This window comes from Bacillus alveayuensis, from assembly GCA_030812955.1.
Lineage (GTDB): Bacteria > Bacillota > Bacilli > Bacillales > Aeribacillaceae > Bacillus_CB > Bacillus_CB alveayuensis.
This window is the reverse complement of record JAUSTR010000003.1, coordinates 21,852-34,590: the sequence shown is the minus strand read 5'-3', so window position 1 is coordinate 34,590 and position 12,739 is coordinate 21,852. Positions and strand designations below refer to the sequence as shown.

Below are 12,739 nucleotides of genomic sequence, written 5' to 3'. Positions count from 1 at the left end.
TTGATGCTGGAAAAATTGTTTCATCTACAAAATAATGTGGCAGTCATTACGGGTGGGGGAACGGGGCTTGGGAAACAGATGGCAGAGGTATTAGCAGCATGCGGCTGTCGAGTCGCTTTATGTTCAAGAAAAGTTGACAATTGTCAAAAAGCAGCTGAAACACTTCAGACTAAATATGGCACGAAAGCAAAGGGTTATCAATGTTTTGTTCAAAAGGAAGAAAGCGTTCAACAGTTTGTAAGCCAAGTCATCGATGAATTTGGTCAAATCGATATTTTAATTAACAATAGTGGAACAACTTGGGGAGCTTCGGTAGAGGAAATGCCGCTTGAAGCATGGCAAAAAGTGATCGATGTCAATGTAACGGGCACTTTTCTCATGTCGAAAGAAGTAGGAAAGACGATGATGAAACAAAAATATGGAAAAATCATAAACATCGGTTCTGTGGCGGGAATGAAAGCTGAACCACCAGAAATTTTAAATGCGATTGGCTACAGTACAAGTAAAGCAGCGATTCATCATTTTACGAAAGATTTAGCAAGGAAGTGGGCAAAATACAATATTTATGTTAACGCCATCGCTCCGGGATTTTTCCATACGAAAATGACGGATTACACGCTGCGGCAAAAAGGTGACGAAATTAAAAAACGCAATCCGTTAGGGAAAATTGGTGATTTCACTTCATTACAAGGAGCCGTACTATTTTTTGCTAGTCCTGCCAGTAACTTTGTTACAGGACAAATATTAGCAGTAGACGGCGGAAGTTCACTATAAAGGAGGGGGGGACTGTTGAATAAGGCGCAAATTGAACTAGAGAAAATTGATACGGTCATTGAGGAAAAACAAACGTATATTGAACAGGTGTGGCATTCACGCCATAAACGCTGGAATAAGTCACGTTTTTTTATGCTCGCCATTTCCCTTATTGCCATCGGTATGTCGATTTTTCATATATATACGGCGGGATTTGGTACATTACCGTCATGGGAACAAAGGAGTATCCATGTCGTCTGGGCTCTGTTGCTAATCTTTTTATTGTATCCTTTTCGGAAAGGGAAAAGGTTTGGGATTGTCGATATATTTTTCGTTCTCGCAACCATTTGTGTTGGTGCTTATATTTTATTTGGCGCAGAAGTGATTCAAAGCAGGCAAGGGAACGTTAATACAAATGATATCATTTTCGGGACGGTTCTCATTGCGTTAGTTCTGGAAGCAACAAGGAGAACAAATGGGATCTTAATGATGTTAATTGGTTTGTTTTTTATCATATATATCTTTTTCGGTCGATATTTCCCAGGTATATTAGCTCATCCAGGTGCAAGATACGGGAAAATGATAGATCAAATGTTTAATAGCACCTTAGGGATTTTCAGTTCTCCGATTTACGTCAGTTCGACCATTCTCGTATTATTTGTCGTGTTTGGATCATTTTTAATGAAATCAGGTGGTGGCCAGTTTTTTACAAATTTTGCTTTTGGGACATTTGGACATAAAACAGGAGGTCCTGCCTTATCAGCTGTCGGTGCTAGTGCGCTTGTTTCAACGATTACAGGAAATGGTGCAGCCAATGCAGCCATTACAGGATCCTTTACAATTCCATTAATGAAAAAGCTTGGGTATTCTAAAAAATTTGCAGCTGCCGTTGAAGCAGTTGCTTCTCAAGGTGGACAAATAATGCCTCCGATAATGGGAGCATCAGTATTTATTATGGCTGAAGCTACCGGCATCCCATATATTAAGCTAGCCTTGTATGCATGTATTCCAGCCGTTATTTACTTTCTCATTGCAGGATTTATCGTGTATTTCCATGCCAAGCGCTTAAAGCTTTCTGGCATTCCAAAGGAGCTGCTTCCAGATCCGAAAAAGATATTAGTAAAAGAAGGGTATATGTTTTTACCAATCTTCTTTATTATCGCCTTCATGATCATTGGATATAGTCCAATGAAAGCAGGCTTTTATGCGATTTTTATTACCATTATTTTAAGCTGGATACGAAAAGAAACGAGAATGAATTGGCTTCGTATTTTAGCCGCTTTAGAAGATGGAGTAAGAGGTTCATTAGCTGTCATTTCAGCTTGTGCAACTGCAGGTATTATCGTTGGAGCTGTCTCTTTGACGGGCTTAGGCTTAAATTTTTCCAGATTCATGATTGAATTAGCGAATGGACAATTATTCATTTTATTAATCTTTATTTCTATTGCTTCGATTATTTTAGGAATGGGTATGCCAACTGTGTCTGCATATGTCATTCTATCTGTTTTAGGAGTACCTGCTTTAGTAGATGCAGGAGTCAATCTTATTGCTGCTCACATGTTTGTCTTTTATTTCGGTGTACTTTCAGGTTTAACGCCGCCAGTGGCCATAACCGCCTATACGACAGCTAGTATTGCAGAAGCTCACCCGAACAAAACTGCTTTATATGCCATCAGAATTGGTGTAGGTGGCTTCATCATTCCGTTCATTTTTGTATACAACCCAGAATTATTATTACAAAGTGATAATAATTTTAAAATTATGACCGCTATTGTAAGCGCTTTATTTAGTTGCTACATTTTTTCAGCTGCGATTGAAAAATATCTCACTACTAAAATCAATCATTTCCAAAGAATCATACTATTTATATCCGCTAGCATTTTAGTTGTTCCTGGAGTAATGACAGATATTTTCGGATTTGTCCTATTTTTCCTCGTTTACTTTTGGAATAAAAAAAGCTATTACACGACGAATTCAAAAGAATTTAATATAACAAATCAATAAATATGAGGTGATTGAAAATGAGAAAAATGTTTTTAAAAACGTTTTTTTGTGCATGTATTTTCCTTATTTTGGCAGCTTGTGGTGATTCAAAAACGACTACCTCTGATCATGAAGAATTAAAGGCACCTGATCAGTTTTTACAAATCGGCTCAGGCCCAATGGGTTCAGGATGGTATCCGATCACGACCATTTTATCAGAATTATATATGGATCATTTTGACGGTTTAAAAGCATCACAGCTTGAAGGGGGATCAACAGCTAACTTGAAATCTCTTGATGTTGGAGATATTCAGCTTGGAATCAATTATACTTCTGATTTTTCTGACGCTATAAACGGAACAGGAAGTTTTGATGATAAGATTGATTCCATTGCTGCAATGGCATCTTTATATCCTGTGTACCAAACGATTGCGACGCTTAAAGATCGTCAGGATATTGAAACAATTGAAGATATTGTGGATAAGCATATCTTTTTAGGACCAAAAGGTGGTGGAGGATCAGTCGCATTTTGGAGAATGATGGAGGAATACGGAATAACAGAAAAAGACGTAGAAAAAGCTGGTGGGAAAATTTCTTACGGAAACTATTCTGATGGTGCTTCGATGTTAGCAGATGGTAATGTCGATGTATTTGTAGGGGGAGGAGCTCCTGCTGTCACGTCTTTACAAGAAATTGAAATAACGAATCCAATTAAAGTCATTCCGATTGACCAAGATAAGCTCGATCGTATTAGTCAAAAAGGATACGGAATTTCAAATGATAAAATCCCAGCTGGAACCTATAAGGGAATGGAGGAGGACGTTCCAACTTATACAACCGTTTCCATGTTGACTGTCCGTAAAGATTTAGATGAAGAATATGTATATAACTTAACAAAAGTATTTTGGGAAAATTTAGAAGAGTTTGAAAAACAATTACCAGAACGAGCCAAACATTTTACATTAAATTCAGTGCTTGATGGAATTGATCCCGAGACGCTACATCCTGGAGCGAAAAAATATTATGAGGAAGCAGGAGTAACAAATTAAACCATTAGGGAGGTTGAAAATTTGGAACAGCTAAAGAATCGTCCCTGGTATCAATGGTATAAAGATCAAAGACCTATTCATTTTCCTGAAGTATCTTTATATACCATTTTAGAGCAAGCCGTCAAGAAATATGGAGAAAAAACGGTGATTATTTTTGAGGATGAAGAAATCACTTACCATGAACTAAAGTGCCAAGTAGACCAATTAGCAGCAGCATGGAAAGAAATGGGATTTGAAAAAGGGGAGAGAATTGGCTTAATGGTAACCAACCATCCTCATTACATTGTTTCTTATTATGCTGCGCAAGCTCTAGGCTTAATCGTTGTACAAATTAATCCTCATTATACGACAAGGGAGCTTTTACAAATTATTCATGATTCCGAGATTTCATATATAATTGTTGATCCTATTTCTTATAAAACACTAAAGGAAGTGAAAGACGATTATTCCTTTAAGACCATTATGTCATCACAATTAGAAGCTGACGAAAAAGAAAACGAATATATCAAGTTAGAAACCTTGATAAACTTTCCAAAGAAGCTTGAAAAAATTGAAGATGTCAATGCTAAAGAAGACGTTGCTGTCATTCAATATACAGGTGGTACGACAGGGAAAATGAAGGGGGCGATGTTGACGCACTTTAATATCACATCTAACGTTATTCAAAGCTATTGGATGTATGGCGAAAAAATGGAGTTTGGTGAGGAAATGATTTTAACTGCAACACCGTTATATCATGTGTATGCGATGACAAGTGCAATGAATTTAGGGGTATACATCGGGGCGAAAATTTTATTATTTAGGAAATTTGAAGTATATGAAGTTCTAGAACAAATTCAGAAATATCAACCAACTTTTTTTCCTGGTGTACCGAAAATGTATAATGCATTTGTCAATCATCCAGAAATTGAAAAATATCATTTAAAATGCTTAAAATTTTGTTCTTCTGGATCGGCACCTCTTCCGGTTGAAGTTATAAGACGATTTGAACAATTGACAGGAGCAAAAATTGGTGAAGGATTCGGCATGTCCGAAACGTCGCCTTCTACGCATCGTAACCCGCCATTTGGTAAACGAAAAGTAGGAAGCATTGGCATTCCGTTTCCAGCTACTGATTGCAAAATTGTCGATGAAAATAATCAGGAACTTGGTCCTAAAATGATCGGTGAGCTACTAATTAAAGGTCCCCAAGTGATGAAAGGCTATTGGAATAATGAGCTTGAAACGAAGAAAGCGATACAGAACGGATGGCTTTATACGGGAGATTTAGCGATGATGGATGAGGAAGGATATTTTTATATTGTCGGTCGGAAAAAAGAAATGATAATCGTAGGTGGATTTAATATATATCCTCAAGAAGTGGAAAGCGTGTTGTATGAACATACTGATGTAAAAGAAGCGGCTGTTGTTGGCATTCCTCATGAAGAAGAAGGAGAAATTGTGAAGGCGTATATTGTCCCGAAAAATCATGCGGAAATTGATATCGAAGAATTAAGAGGATATTGCTATACAAAATTAACAAAATATAAAGTACCAAAATTGTTTGAAATTCGTGATAGTCTCCCCCGAAATACAGTAGGAAAACTATTAAAAAGATTGTTAGTAGAAGAAGAGTTAAAGAAGGGAAAGGTGAAAAATGACAATAGATGACATCCAAAAAGTGACGGTTGTTGGGGCTGGCATAATGGGGGCGCAAATTGCCATTTTAAGAAAGTATGTGAAAGCCGGATGGTTAGGCAAAAACACAGGAAGAGGATTTTACGAATATAAGAATAGAGGTGTGCAAAATGGATTTCCGGTTCGATGAAGAGATTGAATTTTTAAAACGAAATGTAAGAGATTTTGTGCAATCAGAAGTAGAAGCAGTCGCTCAGCAAATTGAAGAAGAGGATCAAATTCCTGAGCGAATCGTTGAAATGTCTAAAGAACTAGGCCTATTTGGCTTAAGTATCCCTGAAGAGTATGGCGGTCTCGGGATTGGTATGGTCGGGAAATGTGCTTTATATGAAGAAATTGGCGCAACTCATAATGGATTTACGACATTAATAGGGGCGCATACAGGTATTGGTACAGTTGGCATAGTTGAAATGGGAAATGAAGAACAAAAGAAAAAATACTTACCAGCCATGGCACGAGGTGAAAAAATAGGAGCCTTCGCCTTGACTGAACCAAGTGCTGGTTCAAATGCGACCAACTTAAAAACGACGGCTGTCAAACAAGGAGATAAATATATATTAAATGGAACGAAGCATTATATTACAAATGCAACGGTTGCGGATGTTTTTACTGTAATGGCCGTGACAGATTCATCTAAAGGTCCGAAAGGGATCACATCTTTTATTGTTGAAAAAGATTATCCGGGTTTTCATGTCGGGGCGGTTGAAAAGAAAATGGGATTAAAAGGCTCTCATTCTGCTGAAATTATTTTAGAAGATTGCGAAGTACCTGCCGAAAACGTTTTAGGTGAAGAAGGACAAGGATATGTGAATGCCTTAAAAATATTAGCAAATGGTCGGGCCGGTTTAGCAGCAAGAAATTTAGGATCTTGCCAAAAACTGCTTGACTTATCTGTTCAATATGCACAAGAGAGAATTCAATTTGATGTGCCGATTATCGAACATCAAGCCGTTGCCCATATGCTAGCTGAAATGGCAATGGAAATCGAAGCATTACGTTCTTTTACTTATCGTGTCGCATGGATGGTTGATCAAGGGATGAAAGTGATTAAAGAAGCGGCGATGATAAAGCTTTTCGGCTCAGAAGTTTATAACAGAGTGGCAGATAAAGCCGTACAAGTTCATGGCGGCATCGGCTACATTTCAGATTATCCTATTGAGAGATATTATCGTGATGCGCGGATTACGAGAATATATGAAGGAACGTCAGAAATTCAAAAAAATATTATTGCTCGGCAATTACAAAAAAAAACCTTGACAAAGAAATAGTGAATGTCAACGGTGGTGCGATCGCCTCAGGTCATCCTCTTGGTGCAACAGGGGCACGAATTGTCACAACATTGCTATATGAATTGATCCGTAGAAATAACCGCTATGGCATTGCAACACTTTGTGTAGGCGGAGGACAAGGGATGGCGATTATGATTGAAAATTTAACTGTTTAATTGATAAAGGGAATGAAAATAGACATCTATCAGCATTCTCTCTTTTTGATATTCTCGATTTTCAAAGAGAACAAGATGAACATGAGGAAATTGTCATCCGTGTACAAGTAACCATTTATTTTACGGCTAGTCATTTGCAGCAAGAGCTGATATCCACAATTAAAAGAAGAACAGCCATTTGATGTTAAGAAAATCATTTTTTAATACTAGGTGCCTGTTCATAGGCGCCTATTCGTGTTTTTAGGATCTCTAAAAATCAGTGTTTATCAGGTCTCTAATAGGTAAGATCAATTTGCTATATCCATATCGTGTGTTAATGAAAAAACGTTTATTGATGATCTAGTTTAAATATACAGCTTACCGGTTAAACTTATTTACTAGATTAAAATAAGTTGGTGAGAAAATGATACAAAATATTGAGAAGATCTCGATTCCACAATTCATTTTATTAATGATGGGGGCTATCGGGGTTTTGAATCATGTCATCGTAATACCGATCTTATTAGAAGCTGCAAAACGAGATTCGTGGATATCGGTTATTTTCAACTTCGTCACGTTTCTTATATTGGCCATTTTCGTTTATATGATTCAAAAAGCAACGGATCAGCAAAATATTTTTACGTGGATAAAAGAAAATTTTGGGAAAAAGTTACAAATTGTTCTTATTGCCGTTTTGTGTATTCATTTGTTTATATTAGGTCAGACTACTTTTATGGATACATTAACGTGGACAAAAGTTACTTATTTACCCATTTCATCTAAATTTATTATGGGAACTCTTTTAGCCCTTCTCGTCTTATCAGCGTCGTATTCAGGCATTCGCACGATTGTCATTTTGAATGGCGTTATTTTACCAATTGTTATTATTTTAGGTTTTTTTGTCTCTTCAGCAAATTTACAATATAAAAACTTTACACTTTTAAAACCTTTTTTAGAAAATGGATTGGTTCCTGTGTTAGAAGGGATGATTTATTCAGGAGGGGGAATAGGAGAATTTTTTTTACTTCTCCTATTGCTGCAACATCGGTTTAAAGATAAAATTCGTTTTTATCAGATTGTCATGACTTTGTTCATTTTATCGGGATTAACGATCGGTCCTACGATAGGTGCGCTCACCATTTTTGGCCCAGAAGAAGCAGCGAGGCAACGATATCCTGCATACGAAGAATGGGCAATGGTCTCACTAGGCCGATTTGTCGAACATGTAGACTTTTTGTCTATATATCAATGGATGAGCGGCGTTTTCATTCGCTTGTCAACACTTGGCTTTATTATTTCTGAATTATTTCAGGCGAAAAAGGGAAAAAAAAGATTAATCATATTAGCAACAATTTATGTTTCAGCACTCATCACTCTTTTATTTCCTATTTCGGATATTGATTTTTTGAAATGGATCAAATTTACACTTCATTACTCGTTTTATTTTACTTTAGGATTTATCACGTTTTTATTCATTCTCATTTTAATAGAAAAAGTTAAAAGGGGTTCAAAACATGGAGGCGACAACACGACTGCAACAAATAAATGAACGGAATATACGTGAACTATTTTCACATTGTGCTGATGTGCAATTTTCTTACTTACATTTTGAAAGAGGCAAGGTAAGGAAAATATTACTTGCATATTGTGAAGGATTGTACGATCCTGATAAGCTGCAGAAAGAAATCGTCGTAAATCTTGAACATTTAGCAATGAACATTCAATCCAACTTATATTTAAAGGATGTAAAAAATTTACTGCGACTTCCTTCACTTCAGCAACACCATAATTTAGAGAAGATTCCGGAAAAAATATTTAATGGGGAAATCATTATATTTTTTATCGATTTAAAAGCACTTTTTACAGTTGACATTTCCCGCCATCCCCAAAGAACACCAACAGATCCCAATACTGAAATTTCGATTAAAGGACCGCGTGATGGATTTATCGAAGAATTATCCGTTAATGTTGCATTAATCCGTAAAAGGTTTCGATCGAATACGTTGTATTATGAAGTTTTTGAAAAGGGGAAAAGAACGAAAACAAAACTTGGCCTTCTCTATATTAAGGATGTTACAAACCCTGAATTTATAACCGAAATTAAAAACAGAATTGAAAAAATAAATGTAGACGGAATTATTTCTTCTAATCAGCTACAAGAATTATTAGTGGATAATCGATATACATTATTTCCTGTCTTTTCCTATACTGGCAGGCCTGACTTTGCAGTTGATTCGTTATTACGAGGCCGTTTTGTCATTTTAATCGATGGCACGCCAACGGCCATTATTGGACCAGCAAACTTATTATTATTATTGAAAAGCGCTGAAGATCAAGACTATATTTGGTTATCCACTAGTGTTGAAAGGTTGCTGCGCATATTAGGATTGTTAATGGCGGCTTTTTTTCCAGGCTTTTGGATTGCACTCGTAACTTTTCATCCTGATCAAATTCCTTTAACGTTATTAACGATTCTTGTAGAGTCTCGTCAAGGAGTGCCTTTTCCTTCGGCAATCGAAGCATTTATTATGCTTACGTTGTTTGAATTATTTCGAGAAGCCGGACTGAAGCTGCCAATCGCCATAGGCCAAACATTAAGTGTCGTAGGGGGGTTAATTATCGGTGATGCAGCGATACGGGCTGGCCTTACGAGTCCTGCGATGCTTGTCGTCATCGCCTCTTCTTTTGTGGCTACATTTACGTTAGTCAACCAGTCGCTAGCAGGAGTGATTTCTGTTGTACGTATATTTACCTTGCTTCTTAGCGCCTTATTCGGCTTATGGGGATTATTAGTAGCAGTCTTTTTCGTCTTTTTATATTGTGCTAGCCTAAGACCATTTGGTGTTCCATATTTAGCACCAATTTCATGGAAAACTGCTACGGATATGTTGAATGTTTATTTCCGAATGCCGTGGAAAAAAATGGTGAATAGACCGAAAATGCTTGATCCTCAAGACCCTACAAGACAAGGTGGCACAAAATGAAAAAAATAAATTTCATCTATAAAATTATATTGCTGATCCTCCTTTTCATGTTAAATGGATGTGGCCAGCAAAGTGAAATTGACAGAATGCTATATGTCCATGTTATGGGTGTAGATATTGTGGATGACAAGTATGAAGTTTACGTTCAAATTATTAACTTAGAGAGCAAGGGAGGAAAATCAGATAATAGCTCAGGAGGGGGCGGAGAACAGGCAATCGTCGGAAAGGGGAGAGGAGAAACCGTAATGGATGCCATATTTAATCTATATGAGGCATCGCAACGAAAAATTTTTTGGGGGCACTTATCTTCCGTCATTTTCTCAGAAAGATTTCTTAAGGAAAAAGGCATCGAAGGAATCCGGAAAGTTGTTGAAATGGTTGGTCGCAATCGCGAAACTCGATATACGATATGGATGTTAGGGACGACATCAAAAATACAAGATTTGCTAACAACGTTTCCAACTTTAAATTTATCGCCTATCTTTACAAAATTAGGGGATCCTATCGAGAATTATCGGCAAAGCTCTCTTGTTATGCCAATCAGTTTAAATCACTTTATTTATAATTTAACAGAGCCTGGAGGTACTGTTAAAATTCCGCTTATTAGAAGTATTGAAAATTATTGGCATGGCGACAAAACATCAGAAGGTACGTTAATTGTAGATGGCTATATTTTTATTGATAAAGATGGATTTAAAGGACTGTTGAAGGATGAAAACATGGCGGGATTAAAGTGGTTTCAACCTCAAGCTGACCGTGTTTATTTATGTCTATGTAGAGAGGATCAGGCGCCAATATTTCTCGTTTTCGATGACATAAAAATAAAGACAAAACCACAAGTTAAAAATGATCGAGCGACTTTTACTATAAATATATCGGTGAAAGGAGTGGTTGAAGAACTCAACCAAAATGTCTCGAAACAATTTATAAACGAAGAAGCAGCAAAGCAAATTAAGGAAGAAATTAAACGGACGTATAAAAAGGGATTAGAGATGGAAGCTGATGTGTATCAATTATCTGAAATATTATATCGCAATGATCCAAAAGCATGGAAACGGCTTGGGTTTGACAAAAAATTTTTACTAACGGAAGATAGTATTCAATCAATAAAAGTAGATGCTCATATTATGGAATCGGAAAAGGTCAAGTTAGAGAAAATGAAAATATTTAATGAAAAATAGGTGTAGATTCATTTGTATTTCATAAAGCTGTTTACGTAAATTTTATTGCTTTTCGACTGTCCATGAACCGAACAAAGCTTGGGGGCGGATAAATTACATTTGTCCGACAATCGACTATTGTTCGGTTCATGTCACACAATCACGTGACATAGCAAGCGTGGCGATTGACGATGACAGTCGAAAAGCTATAGTATAGCACCAACCTTTTAGAAAAGAGCCTTTCAAATCAAAAACAAATAAACTGTAACAAAATATTGTGAAGTTTGTCACAAAATATTCAAGTTCTGTCACTCACTCCTCTAGCCTTTCATTTTAAAATAAAGATAATGGCTGAAGATAGTAAAAGGGGTGAATAAAATGCCTGAATTAGACAGCGTGATTCTTAGCCGGATGCTAACAACTCTTACTCTGGCTTTTCATATTATTTTTGCAACAATTGGTGTTGGAGTTCCTGTTATGATTTCTATTGCGGAATTTATAGGCGTTAAGCGCAACGATCCATACTATTTATTACTCGCTCGGCGCTGGACGAGAGGCTTTGTCGTAACAGTTGCAGTTGGGGTTGTAACAGGTACTTGTATAGGTTTACAGTTATCACTATTATGGCCAAGCTTTATGGAAATTGCCGGCCAAGTCATTAGTTTGCCTTTGTTTATGGAAACATTTGCCTTTTTCTTTGAAGCCATTTTTTTAGGAATTTATTTATACACATGGGATCGCTTTCAAAAACCTATTTACCATTGGCTATTATCGATTCCAATAGTAATCGGTTCTTCATTATCCGCTTTCTTTATTACAACAGTGAATGCGTTTATGAATACACCACAAGGGTTTACAATAGAGGGAAGAACGATTACTGGCATCGATCCGATCTCAGCTATGTTTAATCCGGCAACACCTTCGAAAGTATTTCACGTCTTATCGACATCGTATATGACTTCTGCCTTTATATTAGCTACAATTACAGCATTGGCTATCTTGAAAGGAAAAAAAGGAGAATACGAGAAAAAAGCATTGAATTTAACGATGATCGCGTCTTTTGTATTTTCTTTATTATCTTTCGTTGCCGGAGATGTTTCAGCCAAATTTTTAGCAGAACACCAACCAGAAAAATTAGCGGCTGGGGAGTGGCACTTTGAAACTGAAAAAGGTGCCGATCTTATATTATTTGGAACGTTAAATGAAGATGGAGAAATTGAAAATGAAATTAGAATCCCAAAACTATTAAGCTTTTTATCTTTTAATGATTTTGATGCTGAAGTAATTGGATTAAATGAGTTTCCAGAGGATGAGCGGCCGCCATTATGGATTCATTATATGTTTGATATTATGGTTTCAATCGGTGTATATAGTTTACTTATTTCCTTCTTATATTTAATCTTTATGAAATGGAAAAAATCGCTTCTTTACACCCGTCTTTTCTTGTGGCTCATCTCCATAGCGGGGCCGTTAACGATGATTGCAATTGAAGCAGGATGGATTTATGCCGAAGTAGGCCGTCAACCATGGATTTTGCGAGGATATATGAAGGTAGCAGAAGGAGCGACGACTTCAGAACATGTCGGACTGATGTTTATCTTGTTCTTTGCCCTATACTCAGCACTAGCGATTATTTGTGCCATTGTGTTGCGGAAAATGTTTAAAAATAATCCAGCGGAAGCAGAACTTGAATTTCGTTTTAAAACATAA

At 36.7% G+C, this 12,739-nt stretch carries 10 protein-coding genes and 1 pseudogene; all 11 read left to right on the top strand.

Annotated features, from left to right (window positions below):
• The first annotated feature begins 3 nt into the window (after positions 1 to 3).
• Positions 4 to 774, top strand: a complete 771-nt coding sequence (locus J2S06_RS06060; protein ID WP_152642857.1) for an SDR family oxidoreductase — start codon at positions 4 to 6, stop codon at positions 772 to 774.
• A gap of 15 nt (positions 775 to 789) precedes the next feature.
• Entirely contained in the window at positions 790 to 2,757 is a 1,968-nt protein-coding gene (locus J2S06_RS06055; protein WP_419151667.1) for a TRAP transporter permease, read from the top strand.
• A 17-nt stretch (positions 2,758 to 2,774) separates the two neighbouring features.
• On the top strand, positions 2,775 to 3,785 hold the full coding sequence (locus tag J2S06_RS06050) for a TAXI family TRAP transporter solute-binding subunit (protein WP_419151666.1): 1,011 nt from the start codon (positions 2,775 to 2,777) through the stop codon (positions 3,783 to 3,785).
• 21 nt (positions 3,786 to 3,806) lie between these two features.
• A complete protein-coding gene (locus J2S06_RS06045) occupies positions 3,807 to 5,435 on the top strand; it encodes a long-chain-fatty-acid--CoA ligase (RefSeq protein WP_419151665.1) in 1,629 nt (542 codons plus the stop codon).
• Complete coding sequence (locus tag J2S06_RS06040; protein ID WP_419151664.1) at positions 5,422 to 5,592, top strand: hypothetical protein; 171 nt, start codon at positions 5,422 to 5,424, stop codon at positions 5,590 to 5,592. Before J2S06_RS06045 ends, J2S06_RS06040 begins: the two co-directional genes overlap by 14 nt.
• Complete coding sequence (locus J2S06_RS06035; RefSeq protein WP_419151663.1) at positions 5,573 to 6,730, top strand: acyl-CoA dehydrogenase family protein; 1,158 nt, start codon at positions 5,573 to 5,575, stop codon at positions 6,728 to 6,730. The genes J2S06_RS06040 and J2S06_RS06035 overlap by 20 nt, the downstream gene beginning before the upstream one ends.
• Positions 6,715 to 6,906, top strand: a pseudogene (locus J2S06_RS06030) (acetyl-CoA C-acyltransferase); the annotation flags it as partial. The gene J2S06_RS06035 and the pseudogene J2S06_RS06030, both read left to right, overlap by 16 nt.
• 403 nt (positions 6,907 to 7,309) lie before the next feature.
• Positions 7,310 to 8,434, top strand: a complete 1,125-nt coding sequence (locus J2S06_RS06025) for an endospore germination permease (RefSeq protein WP_419151662.1) — start codon at positions 7,310 to 7,312, stop codon at positions 8,432 to 8,434.
• Complete coding sequence (locus tag J2S06_RS06020; protein ID WP_419151661.1) at positions 8,400 to 9,869, top strand: spore germination protein; 1,470 nt, start codon at positions 8,400 to 8,402, stop codon at positions 9,867 to 9,869. The genes J2S06_RS06025 and J2S06_RS06020 overlap by 35 nt, the downstream gene beginning before the upstream one ends.
• Positions 9,866 to 11,050, top strand: a complete 1,185-nt coding sequence (locus J2S06_RS06015) for a Ger(x)C family spore germination protein (protein ID WP_419151660.1) — start codon at positions 9,866 to 9,868, stop codon at positions 11,048 to 11,050. Before J2S06_RS06020 ends, J2S06_RS06015 begins: the two co-directional genes overlap by 4 nt.
• A 357-nt stretch (positions 11,051 to 11,407) precedes the next feature.
• Positions 11,408 to 12,739 carry a cytochrome ubiquinol oxidase subunit I gene (locus J2S06_RS06010; RefSeq protein WP_419151659.1) on the top strand — a complete coding sequence of 444 codons (1,332 nt, stop codon included), beginning with the start codon at positions 11,408 to 11,410 and terminating at the stop codon, positions 12,737 to 12,739.

Coding starts and splice junctions, on each gene's coding strand:
- J2S06_RS06050 (WP_419151666.1), top strand. CDS start 2,775: ATGAGAAAAATGTTTTTAAAAACGTTTTTTTGTGCATGTATTTTCCTT.
- J2S06_RS06010 (WP_419151659.1), top strand. CDS start 11,408: ATGCCTGAATTAGACAGCGTGATTCTTAGCCGGATGCTAACAACTCTT.
- J2S06_RS06015 (WP_419151660.1), top strand. CDS start 9,866: ATGAAAAAAATAAATTTCATCTATAAAATTATATTGCTGATCCTCCTT.
- J2S06_RS06020 (WP_419151661.1), top strand. CDS start 8,400: ATGGAGGCGACAACACGACTGCAACAAATAAATGAACGGAATATACGT.
- J2S06_RS06035 (WP_419151663.1), top strand. CDS start 5,573: ATGGATTTCCGGTTCGATGAAGAGATTGAATTTTTAAAACGAAATGTA.
- J2S06_RS06040 (WP_419151664.1), top strand. CDS start 5,422: ATGACAATAGATGACATCCAAAAAGTGACGGTTGTTGGGGCTGGCATA.
- J2S06_RS06060 (WP_152642857.1), top strand. CDS start 4: ATGCTGGAAAAATTGTTTCATCTACAAAATAATGTGGCAGTCATTACG.
- J2S06_RS06025 (WP_419151662.1), top strand. CDS start 7,310: ATGATACAAAATATTGAGAAGATCTCGATTCCACAATTCATTTTATTA.